Origin of the sequence: Brevundimonas sp. (assembly GCF_051860745.1) — a bacterium.
Taxonomy (GTDB): domain Bacteria; phylum Pseudomonadota; class Alphaproteobacteria; order Caulobacterales; family Caulobacteraceae; genus Brevundimonas.
Genome location: NZ_JBHYDN010000005.1, coordinates 138,071 through 156,623, shown reverse-complemented (window position 1 = coordinate 156,623; position 18,553 = coordinate 138,071). Strand labels below are relative to the sequence as shown.

General features: G+C 68.3%; 23 protein-coding genes. 12 read left to right on the top strand and 11 right to left on the bottom strand.

The genetic code is table 11. The annotated features are described in order from the left end of the window. Positions 1-103: 103 nt before the first annotated feature. Positions 104-451, top strand: a complete 348-nt coding sequence (locus ACTIEW_RS08400) for an ArsC family reductase (protein ID WP_439477493.1) — start codon at positions 104-106, stop codon at positions 449-451. On the opposite strand, the gene ACTIEW_RS08395 is transcribed toward ACTIEW_RS08400, so the two are convergent. The 3 genes from ACTIEW_RS08395 to ACTIEW_RS08385 all read right to left on the bottom strand — a co-directional run bounded on the left by ACTIEW_RS08395 (position 448) and on the right by ACTIEW_RS08385 (position 2,107). Then, on the bottom strand, positions 448-828 hold the full coding sequence (locus ACTIEW_RS08395; protein WP_439477457.1) for a c-type cytochrome: 381 nt from the start codon (positions 826-828) through the stop codon (positions 448-450). The two genes, ACTIEW_RS08400 and ACTIEW_RS08395, sit on opposite strands and share 4 nt — an antisense overlap. A 3-nt stretch (positions 829-831) precedes the next feature. Continuing rightward, complete coding sequence (locus ACTIEW_RS08390; protein WP_439477456.1) at positions 832-1,794, bottom strand: Vgb family protein; 963 nt, start codon at positions 1,792-1,794, stop codon at positions 832-834. Between the two features lie 73 nt (positions 1,795-1,867). Continuing rightward, positions 1,868-2,107: a hypothetical protein gene (locus tag ACTIEW_RS08385; protein WP_439477455.1), complete on the bottom strand. Its 240-nt coding sequence runs from the start codon at positions 2,105-2,107 to the stop codon at positions 1,868-1,870. Between the two features lie 186 nt (positions 2,108-2,293). On the opposite strand from ACTIEW_RS08385, the gene ACTIEW_RS08380 reads away from it, so the two are divergent. From ACTIEW_RS08380 to der, 10 genes are all read left to right on the top strand, one after another. Next, a complete protein-coding gene (locus tag ACTIEW_RS08380; protein ID WP_439477454.1) occupies positions 2,294-2,713 on the top strand; it encodes a hypothetical protein in 420 nt (139 codons plus the stop codon). Positions 2,714-2,734: 21 nt separating this feature from the next. Continuing rightward, a complete protein-coding gene (locus ACTIEW_RS08375; protein ID WP_439477453.1) occupies positions 2,735-3,274 on the top strand; it encodes an RNA polymerase sigma factor in 540 nt (179 codons plus the stop codon). Continuing rightward, positions 3,264-3,587: a hypothetical protein gene (locus tag ACTIEW_RS08370; protein WP_439477452.1), complete on the top strand. Its 324-nt coding sequence runs from the start codon at positions 3,264-3,266 to the stop codon at positions 3,585-3,587. Before ACTIEW_RS08375 ends, ACTIEW_RS08370 begins: the two co-directional genes overlap by 11 nt. Before the next feature lie 129 nt (positions 3,588-3,716). Continuing rightward, positions 3,717-4,097, top strand: coding sequence for a DUF6249 domain-containing protein (locus tag ACTIEW_RS08365; protein WP_439477451.1), 381 nt, complete (start codon positions 3,717-3,719; stop codon positions 4,095-4,097). A 26-nt stretch (positions 4,098-4,123) separates the two neighbouring features. Further along, positions 4,124-4,681 carry an RNA polymerase sigma factor gene (locus ACTIEW_RS08360; protein WP_439477450.1) on the top strand — a complete coding sequence of 186 codons (558 nt, stop codon included), beginning with the start codon at positions 4,124-4,126 and terminating at the stop codon, positions 4,679-4,681. Then, positions 4,671-5,084 carry a hypothetical protein gene (locus ACTIEW_RS08355; protein WP_439477449.1) on the top strand — a complete coding sequence of 138 codons (414 nt, stop codon included), beginning with the start codon at positions 4,671-4,673 and terminating at the stop codon, positions 5,082-5,084. The genes ACTIEW_RS08360 and ACTIEW_RS08355 overlap by 11 nt, the downstream gene beginning before the upstream one ends. Positions 5,085-5,286: 202 nt before the next feature. Beyond that, positions 5,287-6,123 carry a 3-methyl-2-oxobutanoate hydroxymethyltransferase gene (panB, locus tag ACTIEW_RS08350; protein WP_439477448.1) on the top strand — a complete coding sequence of 279 codons (837 nt, stop codon included), beginning with the start codon at positions 5,287-5,289 and terminating at the stop codon, positions 6,121-6,123. Positions 6,124-6,215: 92 nt separating this feature from the next. Further along, positions 6,216-6,965: a tetratricopeptide repeat protein gene (locus ACTIEW_RS08345; RefSeq protein ID WP_439477447.1), complete on the top strand. Its 750-nt coding sequence runs from the start codon at positions 6,216-6,218 to the stop codon at positions 6,963-6,965. Positions 6,966-6,988: 23 nt separating this feature from the next. Further along, the gene (locus ACTIEW_RS08340) at positions 6,989-8,407 is read left to right on the top strand and encodes an outer membrane protein assembly factor BamB family protein (protein WP_439477446.1); all 1,419 of its coding nucleotides are present in this window, start codon (positions 6,989-6,991) and stop codon (positions 8,405-8,407) included. Positions 8,408-8,548: 141 nt separating this feature from the next. Continuing rightward, the gene (gene der / locus ACTIEW_RS08335; protein ID WP_439477445.1) at positions 8,549-10,171 is read left to right on the top strand and encodes a ribosome biogenesis GTPase Der; all 1,623 of its coding nucleotides are present in this window, start codon (positions 8,549-8,551) and stop codon (positions 10,169-10,171) included. 14 nt (positions 10,172-10,185) lie between these two features. On the opposite strand, the gene ACTIEW_RS08330 is transcribed toward der, so the two are convergent. The 6 genes from ACTIEW_RS08330 to radA all read right to left on the bottom strand — a co-directional run bounded on the left by ACTIEW_RS08330 (position 10,186) and on the right by radA (position 15,438). Next, positions 10,186-10,581 carry a hypothetical protein gene (locus tag ACTIEW_RS08330; protein ID WP_439477444.1) on the bottom strand — a complete coding sequence of 132 codons (396 nt, stop codon included), beginning with the start codon at positions 10,579-10,581 and terminating at the stop codon, positions 10,186-10,188. Between the two features lie 2 nt (positions 10,582-10,583). After that, positions 10,584-11,336 (bottom strand): SDR family NAD(P)-dependent oxidoreductase, encoded by a 753-nt coding sequence (locus ACTIEW_RS08325; RefSeq protein ID WP_439477443.1) that lies wholly within the window; start codon positions 11,334-11,336, stop codon positions 10,584-10,586. A gap of 47 nt (positions 11,337-11,383) precedes the next feature. After that, positions 11,384-11,728 (bottom strand): VOC family protein, encoded by a 345-nt coding sequence (locus tag ACTIEW_RS08320; RefSeq protein ID WP_439477442.1) that lies wholly within the window; start codon positions 11,726-11,728, stop codon positions 11,384-11,386. Between the two features lie 62 nt (positions 11,729-11,790). Further along, the gene (purF, locus tag ACTIEW_RS08315) at positions 11,791-13,305 is read right to left on the bottom strand and encodes an amidophosphoribosyltransferase (protein ID WP_439477441.1); all 1,515 of its coding nucleotides are present in this window, start codon (positions 13,303-13,305) and stop codon (positions 11,791-11,793) included. A 27-nt stretch (positions 13,306-13,332) separates the two neighbouring features. Then, complete coding sequence (locus ACTIEW_RS08310) at positions 13,333-13,929, bottom strand: CvpA family protein (protein WP_439477440.1); 597 nt, start codon at positions 13,927-13,929, stop codon at positions 13,333-13,335. Between the two features lie 138 nt (positions 13,930-14,067). Next, positions 14,068-15,438 carry a DNA repair protein RadA gene (gene radA, locus ACTIEW_RS08305; protein WP_439477439.1) on the bottom strand — a complete coding sequence of 457 codons (1,371 nt, stop codon included), beginning with the start codon at positions 15,436-15,438 and terminating at the stop codon, positions 14,068-14,070. A gap of 133 nt (positions 15,439-15,571) precedes the next feature. Between radA and ACTIEW_RS08300 the strand changes: the two genes are divergently transcribed. Then, positions 15,572-17,458, top strand: a complete 1,887-nt coding sequence (locus tag ACTIEW_RS08300) for an ABCB family ABC transporter ATP-binding protein/permease (protein ID WP_439477438.1) — start codon at positions 15,572-15,574, stop codon at positions 17,456-17,458. Here ACTIEW_RS08300 and ACTIEW_RS08295 read toward each other — a convergent pair. Together ACTIEW_RS08295 and ACTIEW_RS08290 are read right to left on the bottom strand one after the other, a co-directional pair. After that, positions 17,446-17,919, bottom strand: a complete 474-nt coding sequence (locus tag ACTIEW_RS08295) for a chemotaxis protein CheE (protein ID WP_439477437.1) — start codon at positions 17,917-17,919, stop codon at positions 17,446-17,448. The two genes, ACTIEW_RS08300 and ACTIEW_RS08295, sit on opposite strands and share 13 nt — an antisense overlap. After that, positions 17,916-18,494 carry a response regulator gene (locus tag ACTIEW_RS08290; protein ID WP_439477436.1) on the bottom strand — a complete coding sequence of 193 codons (579 nt, stop codon included), beginning with the start codon at positions 18,492-18,494 and terminating at the stop codon, positions 17,916-17,918. Before ACTIEW_RS08290 ends, ACTIEW_RS08295 begins: the two co-directional genes overlap by 4 nt. Between the last annotated feature and the right edge of the window lie 59 nt (positions 18,495-18,553).

The following is an 18,553-nucleotide window of genomic DNA, read 5'->3' as shown; positions in this document are numbered from 1 at the left end:
GGAGCTCCTTGGCGGGTGGAGCATCTATATTAAACTATTAGGTTAAATGCAAACCTCTGAAGCCGCCTTGCGGTTCCAGGGCCGGCTGGGCAAACAGGCGCCCATGACAGCGACCCTCTACGGCATCCCCAACTGCGACACGGTCAAGAAGGCGCGTGTCTGGCTGGACCAGCACGGACTGGCCTTCGATTTTCACGACTACAAGAAGGCAGGGATCGACCGGCCGCGGCTGGAGGCGTGGGTGGCGGAGCATGGCTGGGAGACAGTGCTGAACCGCGCCGGCACGACGTTCCGGGCCCTGCCGGATTCAGACAAGGCGGAGCTGAATGCGAGCAAGGCCGTCGCCCTGATGCTGGCCCAGCCGTCGATGATCAAACGGCCGGTGCTGGATATGGGCGACCGGACCCTGGTCGGGTTCAAGCCCGAGCGGTACGCAGCGATCCTGACCTAGCGCGGCCGGTCCAGCCCCTCACGGCTGCGCAGCCAGCGGATCACGGCTGCCCGCTCCGCAGCGGTCCCGCCCTGATAGGGCATATCGCCGCCGGGCACGGCGGCCTCGGGGTCGGACAGGTAGCGATCCAGGCTGAACTCGTCCCAGACCAGACCCCGTCTCCCGGCCTCCCGCAGGGCGTCTGAATAGGCGAAGCCGTCGAGGGTCCCGGCGCGGCGGCCGAAGACGCCGTTCAGGCTGGGTCCGGTGACGTCGCGGTCGTCCGGCCGCAGCGAGTGGCAGGCCTGACAGCGCTGAAAGGCGCGCGCGCCGGGATCGACCGCGGCCTGCATTGGCGGGGCTCCGAGCATGGCGACAAGCAGCCAGACGATCGGCATGTCTCAGTCGCCGTGCCGGATGACCACCAGCCGGTCGGTTCCGGATTCTGCGCCCCAGACCTCACCGGGGCGCCCCAGCATCTGCCGGACGTTCGCGCCGGGACGGTCGCTGGGGAAACTCTGGAATGTCTCAGTCTCGGGGTCGAAACGCACAATGGCGTTGGCCGCGAAGTCGGTCAGCCAGACCTTGTCGGTCTCGTCGACATAGACGGAATAGGCCTTCGGGGCCTCGCCCGGCAGTTTCCAGGTTCGCCAGCTGCCGTCCCGGGGGTCGTGAACGCTGACGTTGCCGCTGTTCCATTCGCTGACCCAGATGCGGCCCTGACTGTCGGACCAGACCCGGCGTGCGCCCTGGTTCGGCGTCGGCGGCTCGACGATGGTCGCCTCGCCCGTGTCGGGGTCGACCCTGGCGATGTGGCTTCCGGCCAAAGATGCGTACCAGACATCGCCCGAGGGCGCGGTGGTGATCCCGTAGGGGCCACGGCCACGCGGCGCGGCCCAGACCTGCATATCGTCGGTGGCCGGGTCGAGCCGTCCATAGAAGCCGGTCTGTCCGGTGAACCAGATGCGGCCGCGCTGATCGAAGGTCGCGGTGTTCATGTTCACGGGACCGGTGTCGGCGGGCAGGGGCCAGACCTTGACCTTCCGCGTCGCGCGATCAACGCGGACAATGGCGTTCTGGCCGCCGTCAGTGATCCAGGCGTTCCCGTCGGGGCCGACGATGACGCCGTGGGGGGCCGAGCCCTCGCCCAGCGGTACGATCACGGTCTCGCCGGTCGCGGGGTTCAATATGCCGTGGCCACCGCCGCGCTGGACGGTCCACCAGACCTCGCCGTCCGGAGTGACCGCCACATCATGGGCGCGACCGCCCGGCGGCACGTCATAGTATTGCACCTGCTGGGCGCTGGCCGGCGCGGTCGCGGCGATCATCGCGGCTGCAGACAGGGCCATCAAGAAGCGGTTCATGTGGAGACCTCCCTCAACGAAGCGAGCCACCATACCGTATTGTCGCCGCCGGGGCTGCGGCCGAAGCGCGCGGTCAGCCTTCGACGTCGACCTCGGGCCGGTCGTGGCCGTCGGCGCGCTCGGTGATCCAGCGACCCGAGATGTCGGCGTATTCGATCAGCGTGTCCGCGTCGGGGACCTTCTGCTCGCGCGACGCCCCTACGGCCGCGGCGCGGGCGGAATCGTGGTCGGGGAAGGTCTCGGAATAGGTGCCGCCGAGCTGATAGGCCCAGCCTCCGTCGTGTTCGACGATGCGATAGGTGATCTGGACCATGGGGCGCGGGCTCCGGCCGGGCGTGGAAGGGGCGTCGTCTAGCCAACGCGGGGCCCCGGGCGACGTTGCACGCGCACCCCTGAGGACGCCCGAAAAGTCACATCTGCTGCATCCACTGGCGACGACGGCCCCGACTACCCTATGAAGGCGCGGGCGATGGGCTCTGCGCGGCAAGGGGTGGCGACGATGGAAGACCTGTTCCGTTCCTATTGGTGGCTGATGTTTCCACTGGCGTGGTTCGTGTTCGGAGGCTTCTCCAGCTTCCTGAACTATCGCCGCCAGAAGGATACGCTGAAACTGATCCAGACCTATGCCGAGAGGGGCCAGGAGCCGCCGGCGGCCCTGCTCAGGGTGCTGGAGCGTCCGATCGACGACAGCGGCATGTGGGAGAGCTCAAGCGACGAGCGCAGAGGCCGCCCCGGCGACGGCTCGTGGTTCTCGGTGGTGCTGTTCGGGGTCATGGCGGGCGGATTCGCCTATGCCAGCTGGGCCGACATCTACGGCGCGGGCGACGCCTTCCTGATCGTCAGCTTCGTGCTGGGCGCCCTGTGCCTGGCTTCACTGGTCTCGGCCCTGCGCAGCGGTGGGCGCGGTCCGCGGGGCTGATGTCGGTCGGGGACGCAGGCCGTGGGGGGCATACAGACCGACGCCGAGCTGGTGAGCCGTGCGCTCGCCGGCTCGGACGCGGCCTTTTCGCGCCTGATCGAACGACATCAGGCGGCCGTGCGCGGCTTCCTGCGGCGGATGCTGGGCGGCGGCTGGGCCGAGGCGGACGACGTGGCCCAGGACGCCTTTCTCGCGGCCTGGGGGGCGCTGCGTTCGCTCAGGGAGCCCGCGCGGGTCCGCGCCTGGCTGTGCGGCATTGCCTGGCGCAAGGCCCAGGATCGCATCCGGTCTTCGCGGCGCAGCGCCGCCCGCGACAATATCTGGCTGGAGACGGTCGAGACCCCCGCCGGGGTGTCACCCGAAGACCGGTTGTCCGTCGTGGCGGCCATGGCCGACCTGCCGCCGGATGTGCGCGCCTGTGTCGCCCTGTGCCTCGGCGACGGCTGGTCGCATGGGGAGGCGTCGATGGCTCTGGGCTTGCCTCTGGGCACGGTGAAGTCGCATGTTGCGCGGGGACGGGCGCGTTTGCTCAAGGCGCTGGGAGGTCCGGATGACGCCTGAACAGAAGCTGTCCGCCCTGTTCGCCGCCGAGGCTCCGCCCGCGCGCGACTATGTCTTTCAGGCCCGCATGGCCCAGGCGATCGCCCTGCGCCGGGCGTGGATGACGGTGGGCGCCCTCGTGCCCTGGGCCGTGGCCGCCGTCGCCCTGCTATGGGCCCTGATCCCCGTGGTCGGGCCGATGAGCGACAGTCTGGGCGCTGCATTGCAGCCCGCCGCCGCCATGCTGGCCGGGGCTGCGGTCACCGCCGTCGCCGCCCTGTGGCTGTCGCGTCGCTTCAATGGGCGCTTCCGGGGACCGTTCAACGCAGGCTGAGGGCCGTTCGCCGGCCTTACGAAAGTTTCACCTGCCGGATCGCATCTGTACGGCCCCGCCAACGCCTCTTGTTGTCAGAAGGCCGAAGCATCACGCTGTGGGCCGATACGAACTCAAGGAGACTACGCAGTGGATGAAGTTTTTATTCCGATCGCGATGTTCGCGATGATTGCGGCGATTGTGATCGTTCCGACCTGGCTCAAGAGCAAGGAACGGCGCGAAATGCAGGCGACTTTGCGGGCGTCTCTGGACAAGGGGCAGCCGTTGCCTCCCGAAGTCATCGACGCACTGACCCGCCAGACCGTCAAACCGCCGGCGAGCGCCACGCGCGATCTGCGCACCGGCGTGATCCTGCTGGCGCTGTCGCTCGGGATCGCCGCCACCTTCTCCTTCATCGGCTACAGGTTCGGAGAAGATGAGGCCTGGGGCTTCGGAGCCTTCGCCGCCATCCCCGGCGCCATGGGTCTGGCCTTCATCGTCCTCAGCGTCTTCAACAAGAACAAGGACTGAGGCCGGGTCAGACGGGGGAAATCAACATGACCCAACCCTTGGTCGACCGGCACGACGTCGAGCTCGCCGCCCTCGCGGCGGCGGGCGGACGGCGGGAGTTCGGAGAACTGGTGCGTCGCCACGGCTCGGCGGTGCGCGGCCTGCTGCGGCGGATGGGGGCCCAGCCCTCCCTCGCCGACGACATCGCCCAGGACGCCTTTATCCAGGCGTTCGAGCGTTGCGCCGAATTCCGCGGCGAGGGCACCTTCGCCGCCTGGGTCAGGCGCATCGCGGCGCGCCTCTACATCAAGCGGGTCGCCAAGGAAGCCCGCTATGTCGCCGAGGTCGAGAATGAAGACGCCGCGCCCGCGGCCAATCATGCGGACCGGGTCGACCTCGACGAAGCCCTGAAAGGCCTCAGCGAGCCCGAACGACTGTGTGTCTCCCTTTGTCACGGGGCCGGCATGGCGCATCCAGAGATCGCCGCCGCCCTTAATTTGCCACTCGGCACGGTGAAATCTCATGTCAAACGTGGTCTGGATAAACTCCGTGCGCGGCTCCAGCCGTCCGGACAGTCCCTGGGGAGCGCGCAGCATGTCGGCTGACGAGTTCGATCCTGAAATCGAGCGCCTGTTCGCGCGCTCGCCCCAGATGCCCGACGCCGCCCTGTTCACCGCCCGGGTCGAACAGCAGCTGCAGAAGGGCTCTCACGTCCGTTTCCTCGCCCTCGGCCTCGCCGGGGTCATCGGCGGCGTCGTGGCGGTCCGCGAGACCATGAGCGTCAACCTCGGCTCCGGCGACGGCGTCGTGGCCGGCAATGCGCTGGGTCAGGGCATCCGCAGCGTCTCGTTCAACACCCAGGGCGCGGTCCAGACGGGTCTCGACCAGCTGGGTCTCGCCAATCTGGAGCTGGGCTCCATGGGCGGGATGCAGATGTTCTGGATCGCCGCCGGGGCCCTGATCGCCGTGGCCGCCGCCGGGGTGATGAAGCTGTCGCAGGACATCTGATTCCGGTTTTGCGCTCGTCATCCTCGGGCTTGACCCGAGGATCAGACGCAGTTGCGAACTGTCTGGAAGACGGCGGCCCACGGACGGTGACCACAAAGCCGACCGGCCTGCGACGGAACATCTGATCCTCGGGTCAAGCCCGAGGATGACGGCGGGGGTGGGTATCCTTATGATGCTGGCTACCCAGCAGGAGGACCTCCCCATGTCCAGCCAGAAGCAGGAAGCGGTCAAACGCATCGCCGCTCCCGACATCCGCGCCCGCAAGGGCGGCGAGCCGATCGTTTGTCTGACGGCCTATGACGCCCCGACCGCCACCCTGCTGGACGACCACTGTGACCTGCTGCTGGTCGGCGACAGCGTCGGCATGGTGGTCCACGGCATGCCCAACACTGTCGGGGTGACGCTGGAGATGATGATCCTGCACGGCCAGGCCGTCATGCGCGGCTCCCGCCGGGCCATGGTGGTCATCGACATGCCGTTCGGCAGCTATGAGGGCGGCAAGGAGCAGGCCTATCAGAACTGCGCCCGCGTGATGAAGGAGACCGGCGCCCAGGGGGTGAAGGTCGAAAGCGGTCCCACGGTGGCGGAAACCATCGCCTATCTGGTCCAGCGTGGCATTCCGGTCATGGGCCATGTGGGCCTGCGGCCCCAGGCCGTGCTGACCGACGGGGCCTTCAAGGCCAAGGGCCGCACCGACGAAGAGCGGCTGCGTGTCATGAGCGAGGCCGAGGCCACCGCCGACGCCGGAGCCTTCGCCGTGGTGGTCGAGGGCGTGGCCGAGGGGCTGGCGCGCGACATCACCCTGGCCATCGACAAGCCCACCATCGGCATCGGCGCGTCGTCCGCCTGCGACGGCCAGATCCTGGTCACGCCCGACATGCTCGGCCTGTTCGACTGGACCCCGAAATTCGTCCGCCGCTACGCCGATATGCGCGGCGACATCGACCGGGCCGTGGCGAGTTACGCCGCCGACGTGAAGGCCCGCCGTTTTCCTGCCGAAGTCGAGACCTACTTCTCGAAAAAGCCCGCCACGCCCTAAGCCGTGCGTTGCGGCGGGGCAGGGGACCCTCTAGGGTCCGGCCGGACTGATTTTCAGCGGCCTGACAGCCGTTTTCTGGGGGCGACGTATCCGTGGTTGATGTCTTCGAGCAGGTCGAGGAGGAGCTTCGCTCCGACCGCTACAAGCGGCTGGCCCGCACCTGGCTGCCCGTCGCGGGCGGGGTGCTTCTGATCGCCCTGATCGCCGCCCTGGCCTTCTGGGGCTGGGACAGCTGGCAGACGTCGAAGGCCGACAAGGCTTCCGTCGCCTACGATCGCGGTCTGGAATCGCTCGAGGCCAACAATCCGGTCGGGGCCGACGCCGCCTTCATCCAGGCAGCCAAGGACGGCAACGGCGCCTACAAGGTCATGGCCCTGAGCCAGCGCGCGGGCATCGCCCTCGCCGCCAACCGCGTTCCCGACGCGATCGCGCTGCTGGACGAGGCGGCCAAGGCTTCCGGCGACCCGCTCCTGTCCGACCCCGCCGCGCTCAAGGCCGCCTGGCTGGCCATGGACACTGAAACCCTGGAACAGATCGAGGCCCGTCTTGAGCCCCTGGCCAAGGATGGCCGCCCGTTCAGCGCCTTCGCTCTGGAAGCTTTGGCTATGGCCCGGCTCCAGCACGGTCAGGTCGCCCCGGCCCGTGAGGCGCTGGTGCTGCTCAAGAACGGCCTGGACACCCCCGATATCGTCACCCAGCGCGCCGACCTCGCCATCGCGGCGATCGACGCCGGCGGCGCGCCCGGTCTCGCCGCCATCGTTCGCGCCCAGGCCGCCATTCCCGTCGCCCCGCCTGCTCCGGTCGCCGCTGCGGCGCCCGCTGCCGGTCCGGCCCGCCCTTGATCCCCGCTTTCAGGACGTACCCCATGAATCGCGTGCTTAAAGTCGCCCTGTTGAGCGGTCTGGCCGTCTCTCTCGCCTCGTGCAGCACCGTGCAGGGGATGCTGCCGTTCGGCCTCGGCCGGGACAACACGCCCCAGGCCACCGCCAGCGAGGGCCAGCGGATTTCGGTGCTGGAGTTCGAACAGGCGCTGGTCCCGTCGGCCGCCCTGTCTGGCCGTGACTTCTTCATCCCCGGACCCCAGGCGGCGACCGCCTGGACCCAGCCCGGCGGAAACGCCGAAAATGCGGTCGAGCATGTGATCGCGGCCGCGGAATTTACCGTCGCCTGGCGTCGTGGAATCGGCGCCGGTTCGTCGCGCACGCGTCAGGTCATGGCGCCGGTCGTGGCCGACAACGGCAGGGTCTTCGTGCTGGATGGCGAGGCCACGGTTTCCGCCCTCGACGCCGGAACGGGCGCCCAGGCCTGGCGGACCAACATCAAGCCGGCCGAGGACTCACGCCGCACCGGCTTCCTCGGCATGGGCGGCCGGTCTGACGGCGGCGGCTTCGGCGGCGGCGTCGCGGTCGGCGGCGGCAAGGTCTTCGTGTCCTCGGGCTATCGCACCGTCACCGCCATCGATCAGGCCTCCGGCGCCGTGATCTGGACCACCCCGGTCGATGTGCCGATCCACAGCGCCCCGACGGTCTCGGGCAGCCGGGTCTTCGTCGTCGACGTCGAGAACCAGATTCAGGCCTTCGACACCGCGACCGGCCGTCAGGACTGGTCCTATCGCGGCATTCCCGAGCCGGCCCGCCTCATGCGCGCCACCAGCCCGGCGGTGACCGGCGATACGGTGATCGCGCCCTTCTCGTCCGGTGAAGTGGTGGCCCTGCGCGCCTCCACCGGCCAGTCGCTGTGGCAGCAGGTCCTCTCGCGCACCAGCCGAACCAGCGCCCTGTCTGAAATCCGCGACATCGCCGGTCGGCCCGTTATCAGCCGCGGCGTCGTTTACGCCGTCAGCCATTCGGGCGTGCTGTCCGCCATGGACATCCGCTCGGGCCAGCCGAAATGGGCGCCCCTGCCGATCGCCGGCGTCAATGCGCCCCTGCCGGTTGGCGACGTGATCTATGTCGTGTCCAAGGACGGCGAATTGACCGTCATCAACCGCGACACCGGCCAGATTTACTGGACCCGCAATCTCAATGAGGGCCGCGTCCGCCAGGAGGGCGGCATGTTCGGCTTCTTCGATCGCACGGTGCGGCCGGTCTGGTCGGGCCCGCTGATGGCCTCGAACCGGCTGGTGCTGACCAATTCGGACGGCGAACTGGTCGCCTTCGATCCCAAGACCGGCGCCCAGACAGCCTCGATCCGCCTGGGCGGGCCGGTCTATATCGCTCCGGCCGCCTACAACGGCGCCCTCTATGTTCTCACCGACAAGGGCGATCTCGTCAGCATTCGCTGACCTGGCCCATTTTTGCTTCAGGTCGATTCGACCTGAATCCAAAAAATGGCCCTACTTTATTTGGCGCGATGATCTGGGTTCAGATGCTAAGAGCATCTGAACCGATATCGCTCGGCCCCCGAACTGCGTTAGAAGGCCGACATGGCTCTCAAAGTCGCCATCGTCGGCCGCCCCAATGTGGGCAAGTCGACCCTGTTCAACCGCCTGGTGGGCAAGCGCCTGGCGCTGGTCGACGACCGGCCGGGGGTGACCCGCGACCGCCGCTACGCCGACGGCAACATCGGCGACATGGACCTGACCCTGATCGACACCGCCGGCTATGAGGACGTCACCGACGGCAGCCTCGAATCCCGCATGCGCGAGCAGACCGAAGCGGCGCTGGAAGACGGCGACCTGATCCTGTTCATGATGGACGCCCGCGAGGGCGTGACCTCGCTGGACCAGATCTTCGCCGACCGCCTGCGCAAACAGCACAAGCCCGTCATCCTTCTGGCCAACAAGTCCGAGAGCCGTGAGAGCGGCGGCGGCATCGGCGAGGCATACTCACTGGGCTTCGGCGAGCCGGTCGCCATTTCGGCCGAGCACGGCGAGGGTATGGCCGACCTCTACGCCGCCGTGGTCGCCGCCAGCGCCGACATCTTCATCGAAGAAGTCGACGAGCCCGACAAACCGATCCGGATCGCCATCATCGGCCGCCCCAACGCGGGCAAGTCGACCCTGATCAACCGCCTGATCGGCGAGGATCGCATGCTGACCGGCCCCGAGGCCGGCATCACCCGCGACAGCATCTCGGTCGACTGGGAATACGAGGGCCAGAACATCCGTCTGGTCGACACCGCCGGCATGCGCCGCAAGGCCCGGGTGCAGGAGAAGCTGGAGAAGCTGTCGGTCGCCGACACCATCCGCGCCATCACCTTCGCCGAGGTGGTCGTACTGGTCATGGACAAGGACGACGCCTTCGACACCCAGGACCTGCAGCTGGCCGATCTGGTCGAGCGCGAGGGCCGGGCGCTGGTCTATGTCGCCGCCAAATGGGACCTGGAGGAAAGCCCACAGGCCAAGCTGGCCAAGCTCACCCAGATGGCTGAGGACAAGCTGCCCCAGCTGAAGGGCTCGCCCTTTGTGGCCCTGTCGTCGCACAGCGGCCGGGGCGTCGAACGGCTGATGCCCGCCGTGTTGCAGGCCCACGCGACGTGGTCGGTGAAGGTCAAGACCAAGGACCTCAACACCTGGCTGGCCCTGGCCACCCAGAGGCATCCGCCTCCCGCCGTCGACGGCAAGCGGATCAAACCCAAATACATGGCCCAGACCAAGGCCCGCCCGCCGACCTTCGTGTTGATGGCCAGCCGCGCCGAGTCCATGCCGGAGCAATACAAACGCTATCTGGTCAACAACCTGCGCGAGTCGTTCGACCTGCCGGGCACGCCGATCCGCCTGCTGGTCAAGTCGGGCAGCGAGAACCCCTATGCGCCGGGCGGCTCCAAGTCGGGCCCCGAACGCTACAAAGGCGACGCCAAGACCGCGCCGCGCAAGGTCATCAAGAAGGCCGAGCGCGCCGAGATGCTGTCCAACCTGCCCGGCAAGGCGCTGGAGCAGAAGAAGGCCGGCAAGACCAAACTCAAGCCGCTGGCCGGGTTGAAGGCCAGCGCCAACAAGAAGGCCGGCTCGTCCGTCGCGGTCCAGAAGGGCGCGCGGGGCGGGGCGCGTCAGGTGTCGCGGTCAGGCCGGGTTCGGACCGGGCAGAAGCACCTGCCGAAGAAGTAGGGTCGCCGACGGGTTCAAAGGCGGCGGGCTGCCAGAAGCGGCATGAAGCCGAACACGACCTGGCCAAGGACGCCGATCGCGCCAGCCGGGGTCGCATAGGCTGCGAACTGCTGGGCCAGCGGGCGATCGAACAGCAGAAGTGACAGCGTCGTCTCAACCACCATGAGCAGGGTGAAGGCGGTGAAGCCCATGGTTAGCCTTTCCGGCGCTTTCGCCGGGACAGAAAACCTGCGTGCGGTCCACCCGGCGGCGAGCCAGCTGATGAAAAGAACAATCGGCGTCTCGATGAGCACCGCGACGACGTCGCCGGTTCTGGGGGCCACGAAAAGCGTTCGGACGACGCCCAGCATGAAGGCAAGGCTGAAGACGATGGCGAAATAGGTCGCTGCTGATGCGAGCGTCCGACGCATCGTCAGATCAGCGCCGCCACGCCCGGTCCCGCTGACCAGTCCTTGAAGCTGACTTCCAGCGGCGGCTCCAGGTCGCCGCGCGCCAGTTCGACCATCAGCGGGCCGATGACCGACGGATGCACGACATCCTCCGGGTCCTCGCCCGGAAAGGCCTGGGCTCGCATCGCCGTCCGCATCCGGCCCGGATCGATGATCGACACCCGGATCGGCGTGGATTCGATCTCGTCGGCCCAGCATTTCACCAGCGCCTCGGCGCCGGCCTTGGTCGCGGCGTACATGCCCCAGAAGGCTCGGGGCGCGGCGGCCACGCTGGTCGTGATGTAGACGGCGCGCCCGGCGTCTGACGCCTTGAGCAGGGGCTCAAGCGAGCGGATCAGGCGATAGACGGCGGTGAAGTTCGTCTTCTCGACCTTGGCCCAGACGCGGGGGTCGGCGTGGCTGACCGGCGTCAGGCCCGAGGCCCCCATGGTCGCCGCCGCCTGCACCCAGACGTCCAGCCGGCCAAAACGCTCATAGATGGCGCCGCCCAGCCGGTCGATCGCCCCGCCGTCCACCAGATCGAACGGGATCAGGGTCGCGTGTTTGCCGGTCGCGGCGAAGATGGCGTCGTCCAGCTCCTCTAGGCCGCCCACCGTGCGCGCCGTGGCGATCACATGCGCGCCGGCCCTGGCCAGCGCGAGGGCGCTCTCATAGCCGATGCCGCGCGACGCCCCGACGATGAGGGCGATGCGGTCCTTGAGGGGGAGGTCAGTCATGGCGGGCCTGATAGCGCGCCGTCACGCCGGCCGAAAGCGAAACCGGATCAGAAACCGGGCGCCGGTTGCCACAGGCTGAAGCTGACGCCCTGATCGTCGGCGACCACGGCCGTCCGCCCGGAGGCGCCGTCCGACGGCACGGCAGTCCGGCCGCCCAGTTCGACCACGCGCTCGCAAAGGGCGTCCACGTCGGCGACCCGGAAATAGAGGTGCTCATTATTCTTCGGCCGCTCGACCTTGATGAAGCCGAAGGACGGCTGGCCGCCGGCGACATGGGCGTAATTCGGATGCGATTCCGCTTCGTCGAAGGACCAGCCGAACAGGGCGGAATAGAAGGCCCGCGCCTTGTCGATGTCCGCCGTGTCGATGGTGAAATAGCCGAGCTGGATCATGGGGCGTTCCGTGGCGTGACGATCCGGCCCGGGCGCGTGCGGCGCCCGGACCGATCTCGCTGTTAAGCGCTGACCAGAAGCGAAAGTTGCCGCGCGGCGACCTCGCGGCCGCCTTCCTCGATCTCGCGGTCCAGCAGGCGGGTCGGGTATTCGCCGGTGAAATAGTGGTCCGTGAACTGCGGCTGGCGCGGATCGCGCGGTCCGGCCTCCATGGCGTCGTACAGGCCATCGACCGACAGGAAGCCCAGGGAGTCGACCTCAAGGTGGGCCCGCATCTCCTCCAGCGTCATATTGGCGGCGATCAGCTGGTCCCGCTCGGGCATGTCGATGCCGTAGAAGTCCGGCCACAGGATCGGCGGCGAGGCCGAGCGCAGATGCACCTCTGTCGCGCCCGCGGCCCGCACGGCCCGCACCAGTTTCACCGAGGTCGTGCCGCGCACGATGGAATCGTCGATCAGCACCACCCGCTTGCCTTCCAGCACCGACCGGTTGGGGCTGTGCTTCATCCGCACGCCCTTCTGCCGGGCGCCCTGGCTGGGCTGGATGAAGGTGCGGCCCAGATAGTGGCTGCGGATGATCCCCATCTCATAGGGAATGCCGCTCTCCTGCGCATAGCCCAGCGCCGCCGGCACGCCGGAGTCTGGCACAGGCACCACGACATCGGCCTCGACCGAATGCTCGCGGGCCAGCTTCATACCCATCCGCTTGCGCACGCCATAGACCGAGCGGCCGTTCACGACGCTGTCCGGGCGCGCGAAATAGACATATTCGAACAGGCAGGGCCGCGCCCCGCGGGTCGGGAAGGGCTTGAGCGACTTCAGTCCCTCGTGGTCGATGACGATGACCTCGCCGTGCTCGACGTCCCGTTCGAAGGTCGCGCCGATGGTGTCCAGCGCGCAGGTCTCGGACGCCAGCACCCAGGCTTCGCCCAGCTTGCCCAGCACAAGCGGACGGATGCCCAGCGGGTCGCGGGCGCCGATCAGCTTGGATCGGGTGGCGCAAACCAGGGCGTAGCCGCCCTCGATCCGGCCGATGGCGTCGATGAAGCGGTCGACGATCTTGGCCTTACGGCTGCGGGCGATCAGGTGGAGGATGACTTCGGAGTCCGAGGTCGACTGAAAGATGGCGCCTTCGCCGACCAGCTGGTTCCGCAGATAGAGGTGGTTGGTCAGATTGCCGTTGTGGGCGATGGCGATGCCGCCCTGGTCCAGATCGGCGAACATCGGCTGGATGTTGCGCAGGAAGCTGCCGCCGGCGGTGGAATAGCGGGTGTGGCCGACAGCCGCCGAGCCCGGCATGCGATCCGAAAGGTCGGTTCCGCCGAAGGCCTCGCCGACCAGGCCCATGTGGCGTTCGGTATGGAAGCGGGTGTCGTTGACGCTGGCGATGCCGCAGGCTTCCTGCCCGCGGTGTTGAAGGGCGTGCAGACCGAGGGCGACGACCGCCGAGGCGGCGTTCTTGTCCGCGCCCCAGACGCCGCAGACGCCGCATTCCAGCCGCGGCCGGTCGTCGTCCGCGTCGCGGTGGTGCGCCCGGTGGACAACCGGGTCAGCGATGGAATGCACGGGACTGCTCATCGTGGGGCTCCGATGACGCGGGGAACTCTAGTCGGCGGCGGACGGCGGCGGAGTATTGTTTGTTTGGGGCGAGGGCAAGGCTTCTTCGCCGGAAAATCCCTCGTTCACGGACGAAGTCACGACCGGCGTCAGGGCGTCGGCGCCCCGGCCGATCCCCGGCAGGACCATCTGGATCATCCGTGCGGCGCCCGCGGTAACGGGCCGCAGCGCGGCCTCGCTGAGCCAGCGCGGCGTGCGCTCGCCCGGCATGGCCGCGACGACGACCAGATGGATGGCGCCCAGCAGGACCAGAGATCGCGCCGCCCCGACGAACACGCCGAGGATGCGATCGACTCCGCCCAGCTGCGGATGGGCCTGGGCCCGCTTCGACAGCACCGAGCCGAAAATGCGGATGCCGAAATAGATCAGCAGGAAGGAGGCGACGGCCGCGGCGATCGTGCCCGCCCAGTCCGGATTGACCAGCGCCCGCCCGAGCGGCGCGGTCAGCGGCAGGGCGACGAGGGCGATGAAGGCCGCCAGCACGAAGCTCAGCAGGGTGATGATCTCGCGTGTGCCGCCACGCACCCAGCCGGCCGCCGCCGAGGCGAGGATGACCAGAATGGCGATTACGTCGAAACCGGTCACTTCTGTCTCCTCCCCATCGCAGATAGGGAGCGGGACCGCGGAAGGCGGTGGAGGGGTGGATTGTGATCTGGCATCGCCCCTCCGTCTCGCTGCGCGAGCCACCTCCCCATTGCTTCGCAACAGAGAGGAGACAAGTGCTCAATAGCGGTTTTGCGAGATTCGTTCGACCGCTTCGGTCAGACGCGTCACCGATGTCACTCCAACGCCCTTGTGCTTGACCGTCAGGGGCGGGGTCAGGGCCCGGTCGAAGCCCAGCTTCTGCGCCTCGCGCAGCCGCGCCTCGGCCCGGCCCACGGCCCGGACTTCGCCGGACAGGCTGATCTCGCCGAACACCACGCAGCCCTGCGGCAGGGGGGTGTCGGTGGCCGAACTGATCAGCGCCGCCGCTGCCGCCAGATCGGCCGCCGGCTCATTGATGCGCAGGCCTCCGGCCACGTTCAGATAGACGTCCTGATCGCCGAACCCGAAGCCGCAGCGCGCCTCCAGCACGGCCAGCACCATGGCCAGCCGCCCGGTGTCCCAGCCCACCACCGCCCGGCGCGGGGTGCCGTAGGCGGATTTTGACACCAGGGCCTGCATCTCGACCAGCACAGGCCGCGAGCCCTCGATGCCGGCGAAGACCGCCGCGCCCGGCGCGCGATCCTTGCTCTCCCCGAGGAACAGGGCGGAGGGATTGGCCACCTCGCGCAGGCCCGCATCGCCCATTTCGAACACGCCGATCTCATCGGTGGCGCCGAAGCGGTTCTTGCCGGCGCGCAGGATGCGGAACGGATAGCCGCGCTCGCCCTCAAAGCTCAGAACGGCGTCGACCATATGCTCGACGACCCGCGGTCCCGCGACCTGACCGTCCTTGGTGACGTGGCCGACTAGGATGACGGCGACGCCCTGCGACTTGGCCAGCCGCACCATTTCGCCGGCGCAGGCGCGGACCTGGGTCACGGAGCCGGGTCCGGCCTCATGGGCGTCGGACCACAGGGTCTGGATGGAATCGACGATGACGATGTCGAACCGCTCGCGCTTCAGCGTGCCGAGGATGTCCCGCAGCGCCGTGGCCGAGGCCAGCTCCACCGGGGCTTTCTCCAGTCCCATCCGCCTCGCCCGTGCGCGGATCTGTTCGACCGCCTCCTCGCCCGAGATATAGGCCACGCGCCGTCCCGACAGGGCGGCACGTCCGGCCACGTCCAGCAGCAGGGTCGATTTGCCGACCCCGGGATCGCCGCTGAGCAGGATCGCCGAACCGGGCACCACGCCGCCGCCGCAGACCCGGTCGAACTCGGCCACGCCGGTGATGATGCGCGGCGGTTCGGGCGTGTCGGACTGAAGGGTCTCGAACTGCACGCCGCGGCCGCGGGCCGCGGCTCCGGTGGCGGGTTTCATGGCGCCAGGCGGGGCCGAGCGGCTCTCCTCGACGATGGAGTTCCACTGGTTGCAGGCCCCGCACTGGCCCGACCATTTGCCATGGACGGCCCCGCAGGCCTGGCAGACATAGATTGCGCCGTCACGAGCCATGGGACCGCCTTACAGGAGTCGGACGCGGCGGGGCAGGGGGCGTTCGCGGGCCTGCGACCGATACTGACGTGGGCCTTTCGTCAGCCCGCCCTTTGCGCATCCGACGGCGCGGTCCATATCTGCGCGCATGGCAATGCGAGGTGATCGGGCGGGACGGCAAGGGGATTCAGTCGCAAAGGCGGCGCAGGCCGGAGCGCCCGCGCCGGTCACGGACGGACCGCCGGCCTGGCGGGCCCTCGGCGATCTGATCCGGCTGGTTGGTCGCTCCAACGCGCCCCAGCTCCGTCTGCGCCTCCTCGCGGCCATCGGCATGACCCTGGGCGGCAAGGGACTGGGCGTGCTGGGTCCGCTGGTCCTCGGCGCGGCGGTCAATCATCTGGCGGCGGGGCAGGGCGCGGCGGTCGCCATCGGCATGGGTTTCGCCGGCTTCGCCGTGGGCTGGGCCTTCGTGCGGCTGCTGTCCGCCATCGCGCCGAACGCCTCTGACGTGGTTTTCGCTCCCGTACGATCTGCGGCCCAGCGGCGCGCCGCGACGGAGACTTTCGCCCATGCGCTCAGCCTGTCGCTGGACTTCCACCAGACCAAACGGTCGGGATCACTGTCCCGGACCATGGACCGGGGCTCGCGGGCGGTCGATTTCCTGCTGCGCATCCTGGCCTTCAACCTGATCCCGACCGGTGTCGAACTGGTGTTGGCCGCGGGCGTTCTGGCCGGACGATACGACTGGCGGTTCGGAGCCGTGGCGGTGGCGGTGGTCGCCGTCTACGCCGCCTCGACCTTCGCCCTGGCCAACTGGCGGCTGGAGCACCGGCGCGAGATGAACGCCGCCGACACCGAGGCCGCCGGCGTCTCGGTCGACGCCCTGCTGAACTATGAGACGGTCAAATCCTTTGGGGCCGAGGCCCGGGCCGCCGGGGCCTATGACCGTGCTCTGGGCGACTACACGCGCGCCGCCCTGAAGGCCAACAGCTCGCTGGCCATGCTGAACATCATGCAGGCGGTGATCATGAATATCGGCCTGGCCGTCATGGCGGTCATGGCCGGGTTCGAGGCGGCGGCGGGCCGGATGGGGCCGGGCGACGTCATGGCGGCTGTGCTGATCATGATCTCTCTCTATGCGCCGTTGAACATTCTCGGCTTCGCCTATCGTGAAATCCGTCAATCTTTCATTGACATGGAGGAAATGTTGAAGGTGACTCGTCAGACGCCGCAGGTCGCAGACGCCCCTGACGCGGCCCCGCTGCCTCGTCCAGCGGACGCCCGTGGAGCAGCCCTGGCCTTTGAACAGGTCGGTTTCCGCCATGACTCCCGCGCCAATGGCCTGGAGGACGTCAGCTTCATCGCCCCGCCCGGCACGACCACCGCCCTGGTCGGGCCGTCCGGGTCGGGCAAGTCGACCATCGTCAAACTGGCCCTGCGGCTGCTGGACCCCCAGGGGGGCCGGGTGCTGATCGACGGGCTGGACGCGCGACAGGTGACGCAGGCCTCCCTGCGCGCCGCCGTCGCCCTGGTGCCGCAGGACGTGGCCCTGTTCAACGACAGCATCCGCGCCAATATCGGCTTCGCCCGGCCCGACGCCGACGAGGCCGCCATCTGGGCGGCGGCCGAGGCGGCCGAACTGGCCAATTTCATTCGGGAGCTGCCCGAAGGCATGGAGACCCGCGTCGGCGAGCGCGGCCTGAAACTGTCGGGCGGCGAACGTCAGCGCGTCGGCATCGCCCGCGCCCTGCTGGCCGATCCCTGCATCCTGATCCTCGACGAGGCTACCAGCGCGCTGGACAGCCGCACCGAGGCCGCCATCCAGAAGACCCTGCGCAAGGCGCGAGCGGGGCGCACCACCCTGGTCGTCGCCCACCGGTTGTCGACCATCGCCGACGCTGACCAGATACTGGTGCTGAAGGCCGGACGGATCGTCGAGCGCGGCGCCCACCACGAATTGGTGGCGCACCTGGGCGGGGAGTATGCGGCCCTGTGGCGCAAACAGACCCGCGGCGCGCGGACGGAGCGTCAGCCGGTCTGAGCCAGCTTCCGCTCGATGACCTCGCTCAGGCTTTGCAGGATGCGGGCGCGTTCTTCAGCCGCCTCCAGCGGCAAGGTCTGCAGCAACCGAAGCGATCGGGCGTGGACGGTGACGATGCGCCAGTCGAAGGCCTCTTCCGGGTCGATCGCGCCGATCAGGTCGCACAGTCCGGAGGCTGCGCGACACAGGTCGTGCAGTTCGAATGGGCCGGCCGCATCGATCAGGGTCGTGGTCGCACGATAGGCTTCATCAAGACGCGACGGCAGGTCTTCAGGACCAGTTGGAGCCGGCACGGCTTCCAGGACGCCGATCCCGGCGTCAATCAGGGAGAGGGCCCGGGCACGCATCGCCTCGATATTTGCGCGAGCCTGGGTCAGCGCCACGCCGATGCTGAGGCCGCCGGCCGAGTCGATCATTTTCGCCAGGTTCGACTTCCGGCGGGGGTGAGTGATGAGGGTCATACAGCCTCTCCCTCGGCTGCGGTGGCGGCTTTTTGGGCCTCGAACTCCCGCTTCCGGATCAGGTCGCCACGACGTTCCTCCCCCGGAGCCGCCGCCATTCGGAAACGGCGATCCGGTCCGAAATAGTCGCCAATCTCGAGGAACGGTCGCTCGTCCTTCGACACCCAGACGATCCGTTCAAGCAGGGTGGTGGCGCTGAACGGCTTGGTGACGATGAAATTGGCGCCGCAATCGCGGGCTTCCGTCACGCGGGATCGGCGGATGTGGGCCGCCGTCATGATCACCGGCACGAAGGCGTTGGGCTCCAGCCCGGACCGGCGCAGCCAGCGAACCAGTTCGAAGCCGTCCATTCCGGGCATCTCGCAGTCGACGACCAACAAGTCGATGTTCTGTTCCTTGAGGATATCCATGGCCTCGGCGGCGCCCTGGCACGCGTAGCGGGTGCGTATGCCGAACCCCATCAGCGCCTGGATCGTCAGGTCCAGCGCGAAGGACGAATCATCGACGACCATGGTCGTCGCACCGGTCAGATTGATAACCGCGCTGTCGCGCAACGCTTCGCCGAGGCCGTTCATGTCAGGGAGAATCGCATGGACGGAGCCCGCAAAGTACACATGATGGGGACGCTGGCAGC